Here is a 23,189-nt window from a genome sequence, read left to right on the forward strand (position 1 = left end):
GGAAATAGGAATTTGACAGCATAGTCTACTATACTCCGTTACATTATCATCAAACTCCAACATATCTGATTCTATCTCTGTTGGTGTATCTAATTTATGATAGAATTCTGGTGCAACATGCACATGGCAGGTGGCACAAGAACAGACTCCACCGCAGTCCCCATCTATACCGGCTACCTTATGCTTAACCGCCAACTCCATTAAACTACCACTATTGGCTTCTAGTTGTATTTCTTCTCCTGCTTTAGTGATGTACGTTATTTTTGCCATGTTATTTTGCGTTTAATCTTATAGTTAATTTATCAAAACCCACTTTTCGTTTATGAGCTCCCCAATCTTCAATATTTTCTACAGCATCTATAATTTCAATAGTACTTACCTTTTCAGTAAATACTCGTAAAAACACCTTCATTAATTGTCTTGCATGTGTTGCCCCTAAACATTTATGAGCACCAAAACCGAAAGCTACATGCGGATTCATTTTTCTGTCCAAAACAATTTCATTTGCGTTTTCAAAAACAGCTTCATCCCTATTGGCAGATGCCCAACATAAGGATACCCGGGTATTTTCTTTTGCAATATGTCCACTAATTTCTTGCTCCTCTTTTACCACCCTACCCATGTGGGTCAATGGTGAAAAGTAGCGTACAAATTCCTCTATTGCCGTATTTACTAACGCAGGGTTATCGTTTAATTTCTCAATTGCTTCTGGGTGTTCGGCTAAATAAGATATGGTATTGGTCAAATAATTAATAACGGTATCCCTACCTCCTGCAAAAGTTAAAATAAGTACCCCTTTTACCTCCTCTTTGGTCATTTTACGACCTTGATATTCCGAGTTCAGTAAAACGGAATACAAGCTATCATCTGGAGCTGCTATAGCTTTGTCTATTTCGGCATCTATATAATCGTATAAAATAGATGCCTTATCCGCATCTAAATCAGAATCTTCACTTCTAAATACATGCGTTCCCCAAGAAATCCAAGTTTCAGCTTCTTTTAAAGGAATATTCAACAATAAGGTCAATACTTTTGATTGAATGGGTAAAGACAATTCTGAAATGGCTTCTATACCTCCTTTTTGCAAAACCTCATTCAATTCAGCTTCAACAATTTGAGTCAATTTATCTTCATAATCGATATCTAAAGGGCGCTTGAACCAATCTTCTACTAAAGCACGATATTCTGTATGTTCAGGCGGATCTACTTCAAAGGGAATTTGTCTTGTATCCCTAATATTTACCTCTGACGGCACCACTATTCTACCCGGTTTTGCAGCAGAACTAAAGTCTTTTGTATTATGTGCCGTTTTCCTCACATCTTTAAAGCGTAATAACATGGTAACAGGGTCGTTTTGATCATTAAAAGGACACGTTCCTATGGTTTCTCTAGTGTCTTTAAATGCATCAGAAAAATAGCTTGCGCTCATTTACATCTCTAGTTTTGATTATTTGTAAATCACAAAGACCAAATAGTATTGATTCTATATTTAAACTGGTCTTACCACAAAAATCATCATTATTTAAATTTTATTTATAATCTATATTTGCAATTAATTAATCTATATTATCGTATTATCTTAAAATAATTAAAATATACTGATTGAATAGTACATAATTTAAATATGAAACCACAATTAGAGGCTATACCATTTTCTGAGAATAGCAACATTTTGGCTTACCGATTTGTGGATAGCCATTTTGATGCTCCCTGGCATGTGCACCCACAGTGCGAATTAACCTTTATTGAAAAAAGCAAGGGCACTAAATTTATTGGGGATTACGTAAGTGGCTATGAACCGGGAGAATTAGTACTTTTAAATTCCAACCTACCACATTGTTGGAAAAATGAGAATAATGCGGATGAAGATAGTATTTCTATCGTAATTCAATGGAACAAAGAGATATTTGCATCGATACCGGAATTAGCAGAATTACATGATATGATGCAACAAGCAAGTAGAGGTATTCTATTCCAAGCAGCAACGACCGCAACTATATTATCAGACCTTAAGTCTCTTCCTCAACTAAAAAGTGCAGAACAATATTTGGTCTTATTATCCATTTTACTGAAACTCTCCAAGGCAGAATTCTTTTTGCTATCCAATGCCAAATTTACCAAAGAACTTTCTTCGGAACATAATAATAGAATGGCCATTATTCACGATTTTGTTGCTACAAACTATCACGACCCCATTAGTTTACACCAAGTTTCAAATATGGTCAACCTATCTCAACAAGCATTTTCCCGATTTTTTAAAAAGATGATGGGGCGTTCATTCTTTGTTTACCTTAATGAATATAGAATAAATTTAGCCGCTAAAATGCTGATTGACACTGACATGACCGTTGCAGATATTGCCTATAAATGTGGTTTTGAAACCCTGCCTTTCTTTTTTAAGAAATTCAAAACTCAATATGATACTACTCCTAACCTTTACAGAAAGCAGCATGCAACCAAAGCACCTTAAAATTATACGCCAGAAACAACCTCTAAATTAGAATTCTTGGAAAATTGCTCAATTTCATCTGCACTTACCTGTGTTTGCCAGATGTAAACCTTTTTTAGGTTCGCCATTTCACTTAGCATTGGTAACAAATTGTTGGTCACATTAGTCTTATATACATTTAACGATTCAAGACTTTTTAAAGTTGTAAGCGGTTGTACGGATGTATCTGTAATTGTCGTATTGTCCAACACTAATTTTCTAAGATTGGTAAAACTTGCAATTTGAACAAGAATGGCATCAGAAAGTTCATTCCCGCCAAAATCGGCCCACAGTATTTGGTCTTTCAGAGGAGCTAACAATTTAAAATTTTCTTCCCACTTATTGATATTCTCCGCATTGATCTGACCATCCTCTAGAGTGACCTCTACCAAACCGGAACCATCTATAAGCTCTTTCACCTTAAAACCTTGTTCAGTAATAGAATGCACAACTTCCATATTCAAAGGGTTTGCTGTTGGCAAAACATCAGTTGAGCCATGTGCCATGCCTGCAGCTGCAAATCCTAAGGTAGTTGCTGCGTACGCCAAAACATCCTCTGGCACCTCGGTTGAGCCTAACGTGGTCAGATCATTAGCTTGCCCTTGTTCTATCCAATATTTAAGTAAGGCACTTTCCTGATCCGTTAATGGCGTTTTACCTTCTGGCGGCATAACATCCTCATGGTTATCTGGCAGGTTTATTCTTCGTATCAATTCTGACCCTTCAGCATCGCCAGCGGTAAAAATTGATCCGTCATCACCACCTACCGTCAAAGCTTCAAAAGAATGCATGGCAAGACCTCCTTTTTTCTTGGATTCATTATGACAGCTTACGCATTTGGCTTCAAATATAGGTTTGATCAAATAAGGATAAACAGTTGCATCTTCTAAATTTGCCAATTGGGGCAAAGGCTCCTCTTTTTCTCTAAAAGGCGCATATTTAACCAAATAATCTTCCCCATGGGTTAAATTTCCGCCATAATGGCCGGTTACACTTAAAAGAATGACCATTACCGTCAATAAGGCTAGATTTGGTTTTACTTTTTGGAAAATGGCAATTTTAAGTATGCCAGATTTTAATGCCCAGGCAAAAAACGCAAGTAACGTGGTACCAATACCAAACCAAAAATGTCCGTTCAGCATATCTTCGTCATAACCGCCACTTTGGGATAACATGTATCCTAACATACAGGCTACGGCTCCAGAAATAGCCCCAAATAAAAGTGCCAATGGTACAGCTGCGTTCAGATGCTTTATTTTAGTAAAATTATCTGCCAATTCTAAAATCAAAGCAAACATTAAAAACCCAATAGGTAAATGCACCACCAGTGGGTGAAACCTACCTAAGAACAAAACAAAATCCGATACTTCTTGCATACTATTTTTCGATATTAAACACGCTCTAATTTATAGGGAGCGGAATGGTTGGCGTTCCATTGACAGATGTATAAGTTCTTATCTTCATCAACACAGACATCATGACCGTGTAAAATGGGTCTTTCTTCCAATTGATAGCTTTTTTGCAACACCCCTTTTTTATATTCCGGTTCAGTACCTCCAGGATTGGATACTACTTTATCTCCTTCCATTATGGTCACAAACCCGGTATGGTCTTTCCAGTTGGTCTTACCTACTTTGGGTTGCGACCAACAAACACCCGCATACAAATTATCGTCATCAAAAACTGCCCTGCAGACCTGCATATTGGGCATTTCTATAGTTTTCACATATACACCATCTAAGGTGTAGAATTTAAAACACTCTTGTGACCTTGAAGTTACTACTACCATAGGGTTGTCTTTGTCCCTATAGTCTATAGCTACCCCGTGGGCACTTACCAGTTTGTAATTGGGGTCCGGATTCTCCATTCCGCCCCAATGGCGAATGTACCTTCCATTACTATCGTACTGAATTATTCTACTTTCTCCATAACCATCGGCTACATAAATATCGCCATTGGGACCAATGGCGGTTTCCGTTGGGCAAAAAGACTCGTTAGGTTTATACACGCCAATAGTCATAGGGTGACCAATATCAAACAACACTCTACCATCTACGGTAGTTTTGGCTATACGCCCATTGTGCTTAATCATTTGGTTGCCTTTGCCTAAAGCCCAACCAGAATCGGTAATGTAAAGCATATCTTCCCCTCCTTCGTCATGCAAGGTCAACCCGTGACCTCCTTGGTAGGCGGTGCCCCAATAATCCAGTAATTTACCAGATTTATCAAAAATCAAGATGTTGTTCTGGGGATGGTCTCCTACCATAATTAACCTTCCTTTGCTATCCATCACCATTTCATGGCAGTTCAACAAAGGAATTCTGGTAGCGCTAATCTGTGCCCAATTTTTAGTGAGTTTATACTTGTAATCACCATGGCCCAAAATGGTTTCCGTTTCATTCAATAAACGATCTGAATTCTTTTTAGAACTAATAACCGTAGCGCCAAATGCCATAGATGTAGTTGCCATGGCTGTGCTAGCCAACCCAGTAGTTTTAATAAAATTTCGTCTTGTGGACATAATTGGTTTGTTAGGTTAAAATATCTTTGACCACATGGCCATGTACATCCGTTAATCTAAATCGTCTACCTTGATGTTTAAAGGTCAAGCGTTCATGATCAACACCGAACAAGTGCAATAAGGTAGCATGAAAATCGTGCACATGTACCGGATTTTCGGTTACGTTGTAACTAAAATCATCGGTCTGTCCGTAAGTCATTCCCGGTTTTACGCCTGCTCCCGCCATCCACATGGTAAATGCTTTTGGATGGTGGTCCCTACCATAATTCTCTTTGGTCAATTGCCCTTGTGAGTACACCGTTCTACCAAATTCGCCGCCCCAAACCACTAAAGTATCTTCTAACATACCCCGTTGCTTTAAATCTTTGATCAAAGCCGCTGTGGCCTGATCGGTTTGTTTTGCCTTGAACTTAACCCCACCCGGACAACCAATATGTTGATCCCAACCTTGGTGGTACAATTGCACAAATTTTACGCCTTTCTCCAATAACTTACGCGCCATTAGGCAGTTGGCCGCATATGTGCCGGGATCTTTACTGTCCTTACCGTACATTTCAAAAATATGCTCTGGCTCATCTTTTGTATCGGTAACTTCGGGAATAGAAGTTTGCATACGAAAAGCCATTTCGTATTGAGCCATACGAGATTGTATTTCTTTATCGCCATAAGCATCATGTTGAATAGCGTTTAATTTCCCTAGATAATCCAACATTTTTTTGCGATCGTTGCCGTCATAATTATCAGGATTATTCAAGTATAATACCGGGTCTTTACCAGAACGAAATTGCACCCCTTGATACTCTGTGGGCAAGAAACCATTGCCCCACAAACCGGCTTTTAAAGGCTGCCCAGTGCCATTTTTACTTATTAATGTAATGAAGGTCGGTAAATTTTCATTATCAGATCCCAAACCATAACTCAACCACGAACCTATTGAAGGCCTACCTGGCAATTGATGACCCGTTTGCATAAAAGTTACGGCCGGGGTATGATTTATTTGATCTGTTTGCATAGATTTTACAAAACATAGATCGTCGACTATTTCAGCAGTATGCGGCATTAGTTCACTAACCCAAGCACGTGATTCGCCATATTGTTTAAAATTGAAAATAGACGGTGCCACGGGTAAGGTAGATTGACTACCGCTCATACCTGTAAGTCGTTGACCGCCGATAACGGATTCTGGTAAATCTTTACCGAACATATCTACAAGCCCAGGTTTATAATCGAACAAATCTAATTGCGATGGACCACCACTTTGAAACAAGTATATAATTCGTTTTGCTTTGGGCAAATGATGGGGCAGGCCAAGCTTGTTCTGCGTGAAATTGTTTATTGCTTCCCCTTGATTGCCAATTGCCCCCCATGCCTTATCTGCACTGAGCAAACTGCCCAATGCCATAGCACCGATACCTAAAGAAGTTTTCTTTAAAAAATGCCTACGGTCCAATTGTTTTTCAATCTCTTGAAAATCCCTATTATTTGAACGTAATGTATCATGATGGTCGCACATAATATTCTTTTTTATCGTTTAGTAATAAATGCATCAGAATTCATAATCGTTGATGCCACAACGGCATTGGCCGCTACCAGAGCTATATCATCCGTAGGCGCTATAGCATATTCACCAATGCTTATCCAACCTTGTGCTTTCGCCTTGTTGTTCTTAAACTTTTCAAATTCTGTATGCTGTAAATCCGTTAATATGGTCAGCTCTTCTTTCTTAATGGTTCTTCCGGTAAGTTTTTTATACGTTTTGGCTATGCCCTGCGTGATGCTGTCATATTCCATCATCTTTTTACCGAGTACTCTGGCCGCCTCAACAAACGTTGGGTCGTTCAGCAACACCAACGCTTGTAATGGGGTGTTGGTTTCTTGTCTTCTTGTGGTACATAGATCACGAGATGGGACATCAAAAGTTGAAATCGTAGGGTGTGGTACCGCCCGTTTCCAAATGGTGTATATACTTCTTCTATACAATTCTTCTCCTTGTCCCTGTGCATATTCATCTCCGGTGACACGCCATAATCCGGGTGGTTGATATGGGTACACGCTCTCACCGCCAATTTTTTCGTTCAATAAACCAGAAGCGTAAAGTGCATTATCCCTGAGCATTTCACCGGATAATCTTTTGGAAGGTCCTCTGGCCAACAATCTGTTTTCACCATCTAGCTCCAGTAACTCGCTAGAGGCAATACTGTTTTGTTGATACGTGTTGGACATTACCATAAGTTTATGCAAGGCCTTTACGTCCCATCCAGATTCCATGAACTCAATGGCCAGCCAATCCAATAATTTAGGATGCGATGGTAATTCACCCTGATTTCCAAAATCTTCGGCAGTTTTTACAATTCCGGTTCCAAAAAGATGCTGCCAATACCGGTTTACCGTAACCCTGGCCGTCAATGGATTATCCTTATCGGTAATCCATTTGGCCAAACCAATTCTATTTTTTTCGAACTTATCGGAAAATGGAAATATCGCTTCTGGTGTATTTGGAAAAACAGAATCGGTAGGTTGGTCATACTGTCCACGAGCCAAAAGGTACGCCTGCCTTTTTTGTTTGCTCTCTTTCATTACCATTATCTGTTTTACATTATCCATACTATCGGCAAGTACCAAACGGTCCTTTTCTAAAGCTTCTATAGCTTTCTTATATGACCTAGAATTTACCGAGATGTAATATTCCTTTAATTCAAATTTTTCATCTGCCGTTAAATTGGCATAAGACTTCTCTTTTAAAGTCGATAATTGCTCTTTATTGGAAATCTGCAAAACTTCTACAGGTGTCAATTCTTTTTCAAAAACCATAAGGTTATCTACAACGGCACCACCTATGCCTTTTCCTCGCCATACTGCACCTATACGCAAGCCCGGTTCAATGATAGGGCTGTTTTCATACAATTGCAATCCATGAAAGATGATGTCTTTGTATAGGTTATCATATAAGGTTTTGGTTTGCAGTTTTTTCCCGTCCATATAAATGGAAACTCCATCTGCTTTACTTGTTCCATTATAAGTAAGGGTCAATTGTACCCATTTTTCCTTCGGAATTTCTTCTACAGATTCTACAACCAATGCATTATCCGGCCAAACATGTGCCAATAAAGCCTCTAACTTATTATCCTTTATCTTCAGGTGATATCCTCTAAAACTATGCAGTTCTGGACTATTCATTTTATGGAAAATAACACCGGTTTCTAGGTCTTTGGGCACAAACACCTCTATCCCTATAGAAAAGGACTCCGCTCTTTGGTAAATACCTATTTTATCTAAATCCAACCAAGTATCACCATCCATTAGCAACCCCTTACCCCTACTACCTTCTTTGAAAACCGGTTTTTCATTATCTACAAATTCTTGGCGCATACGAATGTTGTTCTTACCATTACCACCAATTGTATTCAACAATTTCCCTTGATCAAAATCCATTGCGACTACTAAATCACCAGGTTTTTCAGTATTTGAAATGTTCTTATATTTTTCCTGTTTTAGCCATTCTTCTGCTTTTTCTGCTTCGGTCTGAACAGTTTTAACCACTTTTTCTTCTTTTTCATTAACCAAAGTCTCTAAATATGCCAGCACCTTTTCTTGATCTTCCGTAGGAATCATCATAGCAGGAACGGGCGTAGCATTATCCCAAGAAATGAGGCCTGTTTCATCAACATTGTTAAAGAAGCTGAACATTTCAAAATAGTTCTTTTGAGAAATAGGGTCGTATTTATGGTCATGACATTTGGCACATTCCATGGTCAAACCCAAAAAACCCTGACTGGCAACATGTGAGCGGTCGGCAACATACTCTACCCTAAATTCTTCATCAATGATACCACCCTCCATGTTTTGCGGATGTAAACGATTAAAGGTGGTTGCCAGTTTCTGTTCACGTGTTGCGTTTGGCAACATATCGCCTGCTAGCTGCCATAGTATAAACTGATCATATGGCATATTTTCATTGAATGACTTGATTACCCAATCTCGCCAAGGCGACGTATCTCTATACCTGTCTACACTATACCCATGTGTATCTGCATATCGTGCCAGATCCATCCAATCTAACGTGCGTTGCTCTCCATATTTTTCTGAAGCCAACATACGGTCTACCTGTTTTTCAAAGGCGTTGGGCGACTCATCATTTACAAATTCTTCTATTTGCTCTATAGTTGGCTGCAAGCCTGTTAAATCTATGGACGCGCGCCTAAGCAAGGTTTCCTTATCCGCCTTTTCCGATAATTTTAAATCTAAAGGCTCTAGTTGGGCCAAAACAAAATTATCTATAGGATTGGCTACCAGATTTTCATTTTTAATTTTAGGTACCTTATGCTTTTCCGGTTTTATAAATGCCCAATGATCTTTATACTCGGCACCATCTTCTATCCATTTTACCAACATCGCTTTTTCCTTGTTAGTAAGTGATAAGTGGGAATCTGGAGAAGGCATGATCAGGTTGGGATCAGTAGTGATAATTCTATGAAACATTTCACTCTTTTCCAATTTACCGGGTACAATAGCAAAATTTCCGGGATTCTCAGACAATTCCGAATATGCTGCCTCAGCTGAATGCAATTGCAATCCACCTTTTATATTACCGGCATCCGGTCCGTGACATAGGTAACATTTATCTGAAAGAATAGGTTTTACATGCTGATTAAAATCTAATGTTTTCGGTAGCGCCTCATATTCAAGCGCTACTTCTTCTGGCAACTCTGGTCCGCCACAAGAGACTACCAACACCACTATTGGTATGAGAAAAAATCGTTTTAACATTCGCATTTACATATGTTGTTTTCCGTTAAGTCAAATCTATAAGAACAGTTACTTTTGCACCATGCCCAAAAAAGGCTAATAATTGTACATTTCCGACATGTAAGAATTCATCTTAGAATTTTCGTTCTTTTCTTGACCTTAATTTATTCGCTTCGGAATCTTTGTGAAATTTTTCTTTTTCAGGATTCCACACTAACGGTCTATTTAATTTATAAGCAATGTTGGATAAGTGACAAATACTGGCACTTCTATGTCCCGTTTCTACATTGCAAATTGGTGTTCCTCCATTTTTGATAGCAGTTAACCAATTGGCGTAATGATTATCAGAATGAATTAACTGTATGTTCATTGCAGCATAATCCGTATCCACCAAATTTGCTGGCGTGGTTTCAAAATACCCTCTACTAATATCCATTTGACCTTCACTACCAAAGAAGCGAACACCCCAACCCCTGCCAAAATCTTTGTGCTCTACCTCAACGCCATTTGCATAATACATTTTTAAACCTCTTACCGCAGTAGGGTCCGTAGGCGGTACAAATTCTACAGGTCCAGATTCATCCATCCCCAAAGCCCACTGAACAATATCGAACATATGCGCGCCCCAATCCGAAAGTATACCTCCACCTGTTTCTTCGAACAAACGCCAGTCTGGCCAAAAATCAACATCATTACTAGATGGTGCCAACCTATGATTATATTTCAACAGAGGTGCAGGACCGCACCAATGGTTCCAATCTATTTCATTTGGTATAGCTTCCTCCATTAAATTATAAGCCTTTGCAGGGTCTCCTACATTTACTTCAACTCGCTTAATTTCACCTAAATGACCATTTCTAACCAATTCACAGGCTTTTCTAAAATTATCCCAGGAACGCTGCATGCTGCCCACTTGCAACACCCGACCAGATTGTTCTACGGCTTTCACCATTTCCCTTCCTTCCTTTATATTATGAGAGAGCGGTTTTTCACAATAGACATCCTTATCCGCCTTTAAACTATCCATTACATGTTTAGCATGCCAATGGTCTGGCGAGGCAATGACTACTGCATCAATTGCTGAATTTTCAAGTAATTCAGCATAGTCGATATAAGAGGTCAGCGTATTTTTTCTGTTAGAATTGTTTATCTCCAACTGATTTTGAGCTACGTGATTTTTAAACCAATTGTTTTTGGTAGTCCAAACATCTGAACAAGCTATAATTTCGGCATCGTTCTTTATAAAGTTCTTTGCCAGCCCCCTAGATTGTTTTCCCAATCCTATAAAACCAAGATTAGTTTTATCACTGGGAGCAGTAAATCCTTTTCCCAAAACATGTCTTGGTACAATTGTAACGGCACCGGCGGCCAAAGCTGTTTTTGTAATAAAACTTCTTCTTGAAACTTGAAAAGTATTTTTGTTCAATTCCGACTTTTTTACCACCTTAGAGTTTTTATTATCTTTTTTCATCAGTACGTTGAATTAGTTGTAACTAAAGTTAATTCACTTGTTCTGATGATACCTGTACATATATTCTTTTAAGTGCAACAAATGTTTTATTTATGCTTCAACTACTACAATCCCTTAAAATAAGCTTACTGCATACCGGCTATGCCAAACTTGACACAGCATGGAATTTTGATAATGTAATAAGTCCGTTTACACGATTGTGCTATGTTACCAAGGGGTCTGCCATCCTCTATCACAACAACAGAACCTACACTTTAAAAGAAGGTCATATGTACCTTATACCCAGCTATGTATACAACACGTACAAATGCGAAAATTATCATGAGCAGTTTTACATCAGTTTCTTCGAAGAAATAAGACCCGGGCTTTCTATATACAATTTACGGTCTTTTAGATATGAAGTTCCCCTAAAAGAAGGGGATCATTTATTCTTTGAACGCCTAACACAGATGTACCCAAAAAGAAAAATTGTAAACAGTGACCCAAAAGCTTACTCACATAAACCACAAGAACTTTTGCAATTTAACAAGGACAATGCCCAAATGAACACCCAACGTTATTTAGAGACCCAAGGTATACTGACCATTTTACTTTCTCGCTTTATTGAAAATGAACCAGCAACCAATACCAATGTTTCTACTGGTAGATTAAATGATGTCCTTGTTTATATTGCCGAACATTTAAACCAAAGCCTAGAAGTACAGGATTTGGCAAAAAAGTACCATATGAGTACGGATCATTTTTCTAGGTTGTTTTTACAACAGTTTAATATGAGACCCTTAAAATACATCCAGACCAAAAGAATTGAACGTGCTCAATTACTGTTATGGACCACCAACCATTCCCTAGAAGAAATAGCCCATAAAATAGGCATGGAAAACTTCTCTTACTTCTCCAGAACCTTTAAAAAAATTACTGGCACTACCCCGGGAAAATATCGAAAAAACCAAGCTATTACTCCCTAACAATGTTGTTTTAAACATTCAATAATCATTTGTGGTAGTGTTTTGAACACTTGTTGCACTAATGCCTGCTATGCTTCATTTAAACGGGTTGTATTTGCATTATCTTTAAAAACATAATCAAACACACTATTTAATTATGGCTTTTAAGCGCATTACTTTACTACTTTGTTCTGGCTTTTTAGGTTGTTCTTTGAATGCCCAAAAAGCTTTTCCGTTTCATCTACCTAAGGAGAAACCTGACCAACCGCTAAGCTTGGCAATGCAACGTAACTATGATCAATATTTAGCTCCACGCCCAGAAGATAACGAGCTATATTCCCAATTTAAATATACCGAATTAAAAGGGTTGGATTATAGCAATGGCGATGGCACAATATCAAGAAGAGATCCATCAAAAGTTATATTTCATAACGGTAAATATTATGTTTGGTATACTTATAGAAATACCAGTACACCTCCACAAGGTGCGGCCAAAAGTAATGACACCATACCTTCTAGCGACTGGGACCTAGCCGAAATTTGGTATGCCACAAGCGAAGATGGCATTACTTGGAATGAACAAGGTGTAGCCATAGAAAGACCGGAAAAACCTAACGTAGGATGGCGATCCGTATCAACAACAGATATTTTAGTTTATAAAGGAAAGTACTATTTATATTATCAAGGTTTTATGGAAGCCAGTGGCAAAAGAGGCGATGATTGCCCTGTTGCCGTGTCATATGCCGATTCACCTGACGGGCCTTGGACAGCCCACAACAAGATCGTAATACCCAATGGTGGTAAAGGAGAATGGGACCAATTTTCCATCCACGACCCATACCCGTTAGTTTACAACGATAAAATATATCTGTATTATAAGTCAGATTTTGATGGCGACCCTAGATTAGTACGTATGCAGGGGTTAGCTACAGCCGATAATCCACTTGGTCCTTTTACAAAAAGCCCATTGAATCCGGTTTTGAATTCAGGTCACGAAACCACATTGTTTCCTTTTAAAGAAGGTATTGCCGCAATGGTCATTAAAGACGGAAATGAACATTTTACAATACAATACGCTCCTGACGGAGTAAATTTCTCCATAGCCGCTATTACCAATTCATTAATGCCAATTGCCGGCGGACCGTATGTGCCGGATGCATTTACCAATACAGATTATGGCAAGGGTATCACTTGGGGAATATCACATGCCATAACCGCAGGTACCAAAGGCAAACAACATTCTATTTTAATGCGATTTGATTGTGACCTTAGCCTAGATGTGGATGATCAAGAAATGAAAACACATTCAAATATTTGGCATTACAAACCAAGCGATTATTATGAATACGGATTAAGCAAAAAGCAACAAGAACGTATTGAGGCTCAAAACAAAGCCCTTAAAGAAGAATAAAGTTTAAACCAATATTGTTGCCATGATACGCTCTAATATCATTATTACCGTACTCCTATTTTTAAGCTACTTGTTTGCAAACCAATTGTTCGCTCAAGAAAGCCCTAAGAATATGGATTACCAGCTACAAGGAGAGCTTAAAAAATGGCATAAAGTCACTATAATTTTTAATGGACCACAGTCTTCTGAAGATGCAGATTTCAACCCTTTTACAAATTACAGGCTCAACGTTCTTTTTACGCATAATACCACCAATAAAACATATCTGGTACCAGGATATTTTGCTGCGGATGGAAATGCAGGTGAGACCTCTGCAACAGCCGGTAATAAATGGAAAGTTCATTTTGCCCCAGATGAAATAGGAGAATGGAATTATAAAGTTGATTTTAGAAAAGGAAACTGGAGCGCTGTAAGCGATAAAATAGATACCGGTGTAAGCGCAGAATTTATGGATGGTCATGAAGGCAGTTTTACCATCTCACCAACCGATAAAGAAGGAAAAGACTTTAGGGCTAAGGGTAGATTACAATACCTTGGTGAGCGTTATTTAAAATTTGCGGAAACCAATGAATACTTCTTAAAACAAGGTGCAGATGCTCCTGAGAACTTTCTGGCATATGCAGATTTTGACGGTACTTTTCATAACGACGGCCATGGAGATAATTTTATAAAAACATGGTCACCACATATTCAAGATTGGAAAACCGATGACCCTGTTTGGAAAGATGATAAGGGCAAAGGAATGATCGGTGCACTTAATTATTTATCCAATAAAGGCCTTAATGCATTTTCTTTCTTAACGAACAATATTAAGGGGGATGACAAAAATGTGTTTCCGTACGTTGATTACAATACTTGGGACCGTATGGATGTTTCTAAACTGGACCAATGGGAAATAGTATTTAGCCATGCCCAAAAAATAGGATTGTTTTTACACTTTAAAACCTTAGAAGTAGAAAACCAAGGCTTGTTGGATAATGGTGGTGTTGGTGCCAACAGTAAATTATATTACAGAGAATTAATTGCGCGTTTTGGACATCACCTGGCCCTGAACTGGAATCTATGCGAAGAAAATGGTGAATGGGTAAAAAACCCTACTACCCCACCACAAGATACTATGCAGCGCCTTGCCATGGCTCATTACTTTAAAAACCACGATCCTTACAACCATCATTTGGTGATACATAACGGTATAAAATTCGATGATTTATTGGGAGTTGATTCTGGTATCACCGGACCTTCTGTGCAAACACATAGAGCGGATTTTGCAAGTATCCATAAAGAAGTACTGCATTGGCTGTCCGCTTCAAAAAATGCGGGCAAGCAATGGGCAGTTGCCGTAGATGAGCCAGGGGACGCTCAACATGCACTGTTACCTGATACCGAAAACCCAAATCATGATCTAGCTAGAAGAAACGGACTATGGGGAACACTTATGGCTGGCGGCTGGGGAAATGAATGGTATTTTGGATACAAGCATGAACATTCTGACCTGACCTGCGAAGATTACCGTTCACGTGATTTATTCTGGGATCAAGCCCATAATGCTTTACAATTCTTTGCCAATAACAATATTGAATACTGGAACATGACCAACCATAATGAACTGGTTGGCAACAAGGACAACGACAATACCATATACTGCTTGGCAAAACAAAACCATACTTATGTGGTATACCTCAACAACGCAATTACGGCGAACATTGACTTAAGTGCATCCAATTACCCGTATAAAGTAATGTGGTACAACCCAAAAATTGGCGGAAAATTAATTTCGTCAAAAATTAAAAAAGTGCAAGGCGGTCAAAAAGTAAATTTAGGCAGTGCACCAAAAAAAAGCCAAGGAGATTGGGTAATACTGTTAACCCGAACTAAAAACTAAGGCGCTTCAGTAAGTGCCTATGCTTTCTTGCTTATTATATTTCGTTAATGGTTTTGTTACAAATTCCAATAATAGCCAATAATCACAGTAGGTAGTTCTAAGTCTTAGCATAGGCCTAAAATATCACCTAATTAATTCAACCCTAGATAACACAGATGGTTTATGGCTTACCACAAATTTTATCAATTCGCCATAATACTACCATTTATTATTTCAAAAACCATATGTACTGCTCTCTAAATCATTTGTATCGTAAAAATTTAACATTTATTTAAATATTGCAGCAACTGAAAATTAACAAACTATGCGAGTAACACAACTTAACTCAAAAACATTTTGGTTCTTATTATTATACTCAATAATAAGTATCCAATTTATGCATGCCCAAGACTTAAATGTTAAAGGTAATGTAAGTGATGAATCGGGTCCTTTACCCGGTGTGTCCGTTATTGTAAAAGGAACCACTTCTGGGGTTGCTACTGACTTTGATGGTAACTTTACCATTAAAGCTCAATCAAACGATGTGTTGGTCTTTACCTATATAGGTTATAAGGCCAAAGAAGTAGCCGTAAATGGCAAAACCAATTTAAATATTGTAATGACTACCGATGTATCTGCCTTGGACGAGGTTGTTATTATTGGTTATGGTAGTTCTAAACGAAAAGACTTGACCGGTTCTATTGTATCCGTAAAAGGCGATGAACTTGATAAGGTAAAGCCAGTTTCTTTTGAAGGTGGTCTTGCTGCAAGAGCATCTGGTGTACAAGTGGTACAGTCCGGTGGCGAACCTGGGTCTGGCTTTAATATTAGAATTAGGGGTGGTAGTTCCATTACGGCCAGCAACGACCCTCTTTATGTGATAGATGGTTTTGCCCTACAAGGTAATACCGCTAGTACTGCAGTAGGTATCGGTAACTCTTCTACCAGTCCGCTTTCAACAATAGACCCTAGCTCCATTGAATCAATAGAAGTTCTTAAAGATGCTTCGGCAACTGCTATCTATGGGTCAAGGGGTGCAAACGGTGTAATCATCATTACCACCAAACAAGGTAAAAAAGGCAGGGCTTCTTTAAACTTTGAAACGTTTACCGGTGTATCTACATTGGCCAGACCATTAGATTTGATGACCGGTCAAGAATATGTAGATTTCTGGAACGATTATTTCCCATGGAACCCAGATGCTGAGGATACTTACACCAGAGCTTTTAGATATGATGATGGTACACCGTTGGATTTAAGCGATTCTCGTGTATTGGTTACAGATTGGCAAAAAGAAATTACCAGACCGGCGATTACCAAAAGTTACAAAGTATCCATGTCCGGCGGTGGAGATAAAAACACGTATTCAGCCTCGTTCTCCTACTTAAATCAAGAAGGTATCGTTAAAACATCCGATTTTGAAAGATATAATGGTAATCTAAACATCAATCAAAATGTTAGCGATAAATTAAAGGCCGGTATGAACCTTAACTTAGGTATAAACAAAAATAATGGTATCGTAAATGCTGCAAATGAAAATGGAAATGGTAGAAACGGTATTATTACAAGTGCTATTTTATTTACTCCAGTACAAGGTATCAATAGATATGATGATGCCGAATATGACGAGAACGGCAGAATAATCTCGGTAAGAGATGGTGATATTACCAATCCTTTGGCCACCCTAGAATTCAACAGTAATAATAGAACCGCTTTTCAATCTTTCGGTAGCGTGTATATGCAATATACATTGGCAGATGGTCTTACTTTTAAGTCATCCGTTAGAGGTAATATATCCTCCACTAAAGGTACCGCGTACTTTTCAGAGAAAATTAGTTGGGGTAGAACAGCAAATGGCAGAGCGTTCGTAAACAACAATATGGGAACTGGTATAATAACCGAGCAAAATTTAAACTTCAGCAAGGTTTATGGAGACCACTCTTTAAATGCTACGGCGGTTTACGAGGAACAGCAAAATACATTTGAATTCAACAATTCAGCCGCAACAGGTTTTGATCTGCCAGGGGTAAACATTAACAACCTGGGTTCTGCCACAGAAACCTTACCTAACTCTTCTGGCTTTACCAAAACGGCATTGCAGTCCTACCTTGGTAGAGTGCAGTACGACTATAAAGGTAAGTATACATTAAATGCCAGTGCAAGATATGACGGTTCATCTAGATTTGCCGAAGGTAAAAAATTCGGGTTCTTTCCTTCTGTAGGTATTGCTTGGAACGTAGCAAACGAGAATTTTTTAAAAGAGAGCAATACTTTGAACAGGTTTAGAATAAAAGCAAGTTTTGGAGAAACCGGTAATACGGCCATTGGATCATACCGCTCCTTTGCCCAGGCAGGAGTTGCCAGTGCTATTTTGAACGGAAACCAAATTGTTACAGGTGCTTCTATCTCACAATTAGCGAACGAAGAGTTGACGTGGGAAACTACCCAGCAGTTCGATGCAGGTTTGTCCTTGGGGATGTTCAATGACAGGATTTCATTAGAAGCAGATTACTATCGTAAAGAAACATCTGACTTATTGCTTGAGGTTCCGTTACCTTCTACTTCAGGATTTAAAACGGTTTTTAAAAACCTTGGTTCTGTTGAAAACAAAGGTCTTGAATTTGCACTGAACACCGTAAATGTGGATAATGAGAATTTTAGTTGGACCTCTAATTTCAATATCAGTTTTAATGATAATGAGGTTTTAGACCTAGGGGGTGCCGATCAGTTTTTGGTAAGATCGATAGGTGACAACCAAATACAAGACGACTACATTGTAAAAGTAGGTGAATCTTTAGGTTCAATGTATGGCCTTGAAGTTGATGGTATCTATAATTATAGTGACTTTGCCGCTTTTGATGGCTTGTCAAATGAAGAGGCAGCCGCTAAGGTTAGACAAGATGCCGAAGACCAAGGTCTAGTTTGGTATGACGTAGTATATGAACTTAAAGAAGGAACAGTACTATCTTCCGGACAACCGGACAATACTCAATACAGACCCGGTATGCCAAAATTCGTAGATCAACTAACAGTTGATACGAATGGTGACGGTATACCTGATGAGGCAGATGGAGTAGTAAATTCTGATGACCGTAAAATTATAGGTAACGCACTTCCAAAACACTTTGGTGGTTTTACCAATAACTTTAAATATAAAAATCTAGACCTTTCCATTATAACCCAATGGTCTTACGGGAATGACATTTATTTAAAAAGTCTTAATAAAGGAACAGCGCAGGCCATTCCTTTCTTGAACAAGTACGGTAGAGTGGCCAACCGCTGGACACCAGAGACCCCTAATACGGATATCCCTGCTATATGGGGAGATGGTGATGGTGGTATTAACGGTACGGCCTACTCTTCATTTATAGAAGATGGATCTTATTTTAGAATTAGTAATATAACGTTAGGTTATGAACTTCCTACCAGGGTAAAAAATGCTATTGGCCTAAAAAGCTGTAGAGTATATGGTGCAGTAGATAACTTACATGTATTTACTAAGTACTCAGGGTACGATCCAGATGTTAGTGTTGGAAATAACCAACTGACACCGGGCTTAGATGCAGATTCTTACCCTAGATCAAGAACGGTAAGATTGGGACTAAGCGTAGGATTCTAATTTAAAGAACTAAAAATCAAAAGATGAAAAAAACAAAATTTTACGGATTAATGACCCTAGCTGCAGGATTGTTGCTAGTGTCATCTTGTGATGATGATATTTTAATTGAATCACCCAGTAACTTCTTGACTCCCGATGCTCTTTTAGTAGATGTAAAAGGTGCCGAAACCTATTTAATAGGAGCTTACGACGCGGTACAACCTATTGTATCTTCTGGTGGCAGTGGCAAAGACGGTTGGGCCATACATTGGGGTACCGTTGCGGCAGATGAAGTTGTTTTTCCGCCATGGGCAGGTAATAGAAAATTTATATATCAACATCAATTGACACCTTCTAATGGGGTAGTACGTTCTATTTGGGAAAATTTATATGTAGCCCTTAACAGAATTAATAGTACAATAGATCGTATTGATGCGATGACGGAAGATGAAATAGACAGCGAATCAAAAAATAAGTTTATTGCGGAAGCAAAATTTCTAAGGTCTATGGTACTGTTTTCTTTGGTATCTAGCTATGAAAATATTCCTTTATTGACCAATGAAACTACGGATCTTGAATCTGTAGAAGTAAGCCAGTCTACGCCAGCAGAAACGTATAACTTTATTGTGCAAGATTTACAGGAAGCTGCAGCGGTACTACCACAAGAACAAGGCGGTGGCCGTGCAACGCAAGGTGCTGCAAAGGCATTATTAGGTAAAATTTACTTACAGATGAGCGGTTTTCCTCTAAACCAGACGGATAAGTTGGCAAGAGCAGAAACAGTCTTAAAAGAAGTTATGGATAGCGGTGTTTATGACTTGCTTCCTAATTACAGACAAGTTTTTGACCTTGATAATGAACAAAGTGTTGAGATGGTCTATGCTATAGGTATGGACGGTCCTGCTCGTAGTGAAGGTGGCCTACTAAGTACTTTTTATGGACCTAATGGAAATGTTAACAACGGCGGTGGCTGGGGTACTTGTTTTATAAACCATAGCTTTGAAGCTTCTTTTGACAGAGAAGATGTAAGATTGTTTAACAATGTAGCAAAGCACAATGCAAATGATTTTACCCCAGAGGAAGGATTCTCCGACCCTGAAACGCATACGGTACCAATGAATAACTGGAGAGGATGGAAATGGCATGCGCAAAAACCTAATAGCTATCCTAATGATACGCCTTTTGACAATCCTTACATTAGGTACGCAGATGTTCTATTAATGTACGCCGAGGCTTTAAACGGTCAAGGTAAACTTACTCAGGCAGATTTGGACCTTACTGTGAACAGATTAAGAGCAAGGGCAAGAATGACCGCTGATGCCGTTCCTGATATGGTTGTAGGTTCACAAGAAGATAATGCAACAGAACTTTTAGAAGAGCGTAGAAAAGAGTTATGTTTTGAAGGATGGAGACGAAACGACCTTATACGTTTTGGTGTTTATCGTGAAGCAATATCAGGTATTACGCAAGGCGGACCAAATGCCGGTGACCCAGGACCAGAATTTCAAGATTTTGAAATTAGATGGCCAATTCCTCAATCTGAATTGGACATTAACCCTAACTTGGTACAAAATCCTGGGTATTAATGATGTTATTCAATATCTTAAACACATAAATAAAAAGCCTATTCACTAATTCTGAATAGGCTTTTATACTAATTAAACTGTATATGCATATGCGTGGTTTATCTTCTAACACTTCTGCTCTTATAATATTTGCAATAAGCGTTCTACTCTATAGCTGCAAACAAGAAAAAACGGACGAACAGTCTTTGGAGAGTAATGAATTACCACTCTTCAATTTAGTAAGACCAGAAGAATCGGGCATTCATTTTAAAAACACCATTGCCGAAAATTATGATAACTTTTTCGCCATTTTCAACTATGTATACAATGGTGCTGGTGTAGCGGTAGCGGATATTAATAATGACGGTTTATCGGATATTTATTTTACCGCCAATGAAGCCCCAGATAGAATATACCTTAACAAAGGAAATTTAAATTTTGAAGATATTACAGACTCTGCAAACTTAACCAAACAAGATGGTTGGCATAACGGTGTAGTCATGGCAGATGTCAATGCTGACGGACTAACAGATATTTATATATGTAGAGGTGGCTGGCAAGATACCCCGCAAGAAAGAAGCAACCTTTTGTACATCAACCAAGGCGATAACACTTTTAAAGAGTCTGCAATTGAATACGGACTGGCCGATGAAGGATTTTCTGTAATGGCTTCCTTTTTTGATATGGATAACGATAATGACCTGGACCTTTATCTAACCAACAGACCTGAACGCTTTTTTCTCAATTACCAGCAGGTTTTAGCCGGTAAGGCCAATGAAGATGATTTGTACAGAGATAAACTATATATCAACAACAATGGCAAATTTGAAGAAGTAAGTAAGCAAAATGGTATTGCCGGCAACTTTGGTTATGGACTAGGACTAGTTACTTCTGATGTGGATAAAGACGGCCAGGTAGATCTCTTTGTTGCCAATGATTATTTAGAACGAGATTACCTATATATGAACCAGGGCAAAGGAAATTTCAGCGAGCAATTAAAATCTAGGTTCAACCACATACCCTTTTATGCCATGGGTGTTGACATTGCCGATCTGGACAATGATGGCTGGGAAGATATTGTGCAATTAGAAATGATGCCAGAAGATTATGAACGCTCTAAAACTACTATGGCAGACATGAATACCCAACTATTCAATAGTATGAAAAACAATGGTTTTCATTATCAGTATATGCATAACATGCTTCAAAAAAATCGCGGAGACGGGTTCTTTAGCGATGTTTCTCAATACTCCGGTATTGCCAAAACAGATTGGAGCTGGGCATGCTTGGCAAGTGATTTTGATAATGACGGACTACGAGATATTTTCATTACAAACGGATTCAAAAGAGATATTTGGGATAAAGATGCTACTATAAAATTTAGACAGTATATGCAAAGTGCACAGGCGGCACAACGCAGTAATGAAGAAAATGCACAGCATATTATTTCATTGTTCAAGCAAAATAAAATTTCCAATTATCTCTATAAAAATGAAGGTGATCTAAAATTTACCAACATGAGCAAGGCTTGGGGCTTGGACCAACAAAGCTTTTCTAACGGCGCCGCTACTGCAGATTTGGACAATGATGGTGATTTAGATTTGATCGTCAACAATGTGGATGATCCCGCATTTCTCTATGAAAATCTGAGCAATACTACTGAAAACGGATTTCTCAAAATTAATTTAAAGGGCCCTGCCACCAATAAAGATGGCTTAGGTACAAAAATCACGTTAAAAACTAATGACAGCATACAATTCCATGAATTTAAAACGGTGCGCGGCTATCTATCTTCAGTAGAACCTATAGTACATTTTGGGCTTGGAAAAATACCGAAAATAGACTCCATCTCTATAGTCTGGCCAGACGGTAAAGAACATCTAATTCAAAATGTAGCGTCCAATAGCAATCTCATTATCGATTATAAAGAAGCAAAACAGCCTGTTGATAAGTCCATAACAAAGCAAACTTTGTTTAAAGATGTAACCAACACTTCTTTCTCTTCCGTCTACGAACATCGCGAAAACGAGTTTGACGATTTTAGAATTCAGGTATTATTACCACATAAACTATCTACCGAAGGTCCTGGCATTGCCGTGGGCGACATTAATAACGATGGTTTAGAGGACTTTTATGTGGGCGGTGCATCTGGTAGTCCAGGAGCTCTTTACCAACAAACAGCTAGTGGATCATTTGTTAAAAAAGACCATCCCATTTTGTTGACCGATGTCAAATATGAAGATGTCGATGCCGTATTTTTTGATGTAGATAATGACCAAGATCTGGATCTATATGTAGTCAGCGGCGGAAATGAATTTTCCCAGAACTCTCCCCTACTCAAAGACCGACTCTACCTCAACAATGGTAAGGGGCTTTTTACGGAAAAAAGAGAAATGATGATTAGTGCTGAAAGTGGTGGTTGCGTTCTACCTTTTGACATTGATAATGACGGTGACCTAGACCTTTTTATAGGGGGCAGATTAGTCCCCGGTCAATATCCCAAAGCACCCAAAAGTCTAATTTTATTGAACGATAATGGAAACTTTAACGATGTTACAAAAGAAATGGCTCCAGAACTTGAACA

14 protein-coding genes are annotated in these 23,189 nt (G+C 38.6%); 7 read left to right on the forward strand and 7 right to left on the reverse strand.

Annotation, left to right across the window (positions count from 1 at the left end; all coding sequences use genetic code 11):
* On the reverse strand, positions 1–270 hold a 270-nt coding region (locus QZ657_RS10685), incomplete at its 3' end, for a 2Fe-2S iron-sulfur cluster-binding protein (RefSeq protein ID WP_291966805.1).
* Position 271: 1 nt separating this feature from the next.
* Complete coding sequence (locus QZ657_RS10690) at positions 272–1,429, reverse strand: cytochrome P450 (RefSeq protein WP_291966806.1); 1,158 nt, start codon at positions 1,427–1,429, stop codon at positions 272–274.
* A 195-nt stretch (positions 1,430–1,624) separates the two neighbouring features.
* Here QZ657_RS10690 and QZ657_RS10695 point away from each other — a divergent pair, with 195 nt between their 5' ends.
* On the forward strand, positions 1,625–2,470 hold the full coding sequence (locus tag QZ657_RS10695) for an AraC family transcriptional regulator (RefSeq protein WP_291963796.1): 846 nt from the start codon (positions 1,625–1,627) through the stop codon (positions 2,468–2,470).
* A gap of 2 nt (positions 2,471–2,472) precedes the next feature.
* On the opposite strand, the gene QZ657_RS10700 is transcribed toward QZ657_RS10695, so the two are convergent.
* The 5 genes from QZ657_RS10700 to QZ657_RS10720 form a co-directional block, all read right to left on the reverse strand.
* Positions 2,473–3,864, reverse strand: a complete 1,392-nt coding sequence (locus tag QZ657_RS10700) for a c-type cytochrome domain-containing protein (protein WP_291966809.1) — start codon at positions 3,862–3,864, stop codon at positions 2,473–2,475.
* Between the two features lie 14 nt (positions 3,865–3,878).
* A complete protein-coding gene (locus QZ657_RS10705) occupies positions 3,879–5,009 on the reverse strand; it encodes a twin-arginine translocation signal domain-containing protein (protein WP_291966811.1) in 1,131 nt (376 codons plus the stop codon).
* Between the two features lie 10 nt (positions 5,010–5,019).
* Entirely contained in the window at positions 5,020–6,522 is a 1,503-nt protein-coding gene (locus tag QZ657_RS10710) for a DUF1501 domain-containing protein (protein WP_291966813.1), read from the reverse strand.
* An 11-nt stretch (positions 6,523–6,533) separates the two neighbouring features.
* Entirely contained in the window at positions 6,534–9,776 is a 3,243-nt protein-coding gene (locus QZ657_RS10715) for a DUF1553 domain-containing protein (RefSeq protein WP_291966815.1), read from the reverse strand.
* 112 nt (positions 9,777–9,888) lie between these two features.
* Complete coding sequence (locus QZ657_RS10720) at positions 9,889–11,226, reverse strand: Gfo/Idh/MocA family protein (protein WP_291966816.1); 1,338 nt, start codon at positions 11,224–11,226, stop codon at positions 9,889–9,891.
* Between the two features lie 92 nt (positions 11,227–11,318).
* Here QZ657_RS10720 and QZ657_RS10725 point away from each other — a divergent pair, with 92 nt between their 5' ends.
* The 6 genes from QZ657_RS10725 to QZ657_RS10750 form a co-directional block, all read left to right on the forward strand.
* Positions 11,319–12,191: an AraC family transcriptional regulator gene (locus QZ657_RS10725; protein WP_291966817.1), complete on the forward strand. Its 873-nt coding sequence runs from the start codon at positions 11,319–11,321 to the stop codon at positions 12,189–12,191.
* Positions 12,192–12,327: 136 nt separating this feature from the next.
* Positions 12,328–13,581 (forward strand): glycoside hydrolase family 117 protein, encoded by a 1,254-nt coding sequence (locus QZ657_RS10730; RefSeq protein WP_291966819.1) that lies wholly within the window; start codon positions 12,328–12,330, stop codon positions 13,579–13,581.
* 22 nt (positions 13,582–13,603) lie between these two features.
* Entirely contained in the window at positions 13,604–15,463 is a 1,860-nt protein-coding gene (locus QZ657_RS10735; RefSeq protein ID WP_291966821.1) for a DUF5060 domain-containing protein, read from the forward strand.
* Positions 15,464–15,839: 376 nt separating this feature from the next.
* Positions 15,840–19,061: a SusC/RagA family TonB-linked outer membrane protein gene (locus QZ657_RS10740; RefSeq protein ID WP_291966823.1), complete on the forward strand. Its 3,222-nt coding sequence runs from the start codon at positions 15,840–15,842 to the stop codon at positions 19,059–19,061.
* Between the two features lie 23 nt (positions 19,062–19,084).
* Complete coding sequence (locus QZ657_RS10745) at positions 19,085–20,626, forward strand: RagB/SusD family nutrient uptake outer membrane protein (RefSeq protein WP_291966825.1); 1,542 nt, start codon at positions 19,085–19,087, stop codon at positions 20,624–20,626.
* 89 nt (positions 20,627–20,715) lie between these two features.
* Positions 20,716–23,189 (forward strand): VCBS repeat-containing protein (locus QZ657_RS10750; protein WP_291966827.1); only part of this gene is annotated, 2,474 nt, incomplete at its 3' end.

Source organism: Maribacter sp. (assembly GCA_020629415.1).
GTDB classification, from domain to species: domain Bacteria; phylum Bacteroidota; class Bacteroidia; order Flavobacteriales; family Flavobacteriaceae; genus Maribacter; species Maribacter huludaoensis.

What these genes read in the sequence shown, in the direction of transcription:
- QZ657_RS10690 (WP_291966806.1), bottom strand. Translation starts at nt 1,429, where the DNA reads ATGAGCGCAAGCTATTTTTCTGATGCATTTAAAGACACTAGAGAAACC.
- QZ657_RS10715 (WP_291966815.1), bottom strand. Translation starts at nt 9,776, where the DNA reads ATGTTAAAACGATTTTTTCTCATACCAATAGTGGTGTTGGTAGTCTCT.
- QZ657_RS10740 (WP_291966823.1), top strand. Translation starts at nt 15,840, where the DNA reads ATGCATGCCCAAGACTTAAATGTTAAAGGTAATGTAAGTGATGAATCG.
- QZ657_RS10720 (WP_291966816.1), bottom strand. Translation starts at nt 11,226, where the DNA reads ATGAAAAAAGATAATAAAAACTCTAAGGTGGTAAAAAAGTCGGAATTG.
- QZ657_RS10745 (WP_291966825.1), top strand. Translation starts at nt 19,085, where the DNA reads ATGAAAAAAACAAAATTTTACGGATTAATGACCCTAGCTGCAGGATTG.
- QZ657_RS10695 (WP_291963796.1), top strand. Translation starts at nt 1,625, where the DNA reads ATGAAACCACAATTAGAGGCTATACCATTTTCTGAGAATAGCAACATT.
- QZ657_RS10735 (WP_291966821.1), top strand. Translation starts at nt 13,604, where the DNA reads ATGATACGCTCTAATATCATTATTACCGTACTCCTATTTTTAAGCTAC.
- QZ657_RS10700 (WP_291966809.1), bottom strand. Translation starts at nt 3,864, where the DNA reads ATGCAAGAAGTATCGGATTTTGTTTTGTTCTTAGGTAGGTTTCACCCA.
- QZ657_RS10710 (WP_291966813.1), bottom strand. Translation starts at nt 6,522, where the DNA reads ATGTGCGACCATCATGATACATTACGTTCAAATAATAGGGATTTTCAA.
- QZ657_RS10725 (WP_291966817.1), top strand. Translation starts at nt 11,319, where the DNA reads ATGCTTCAACTACTACAATCCCTTAAAATAAGCTTACTGCATACCGGC.
- QZ657_RS10730 (WP_291966819.1), top strand. Translation starts at nt 12,328, where the DNA reads ATGGCTTTTAAGCGCATTACTTTACTACTTTGTTCTGGCTTTTTAGGT.
- QZ657_RS10705 (WP_291966811.1), bottom strand. Translation starts at nt 5,009, where the DNA reads ATGTCCACAAGACGAAATTTTATTAAAACTACTGGGTTGGCTAGCACA.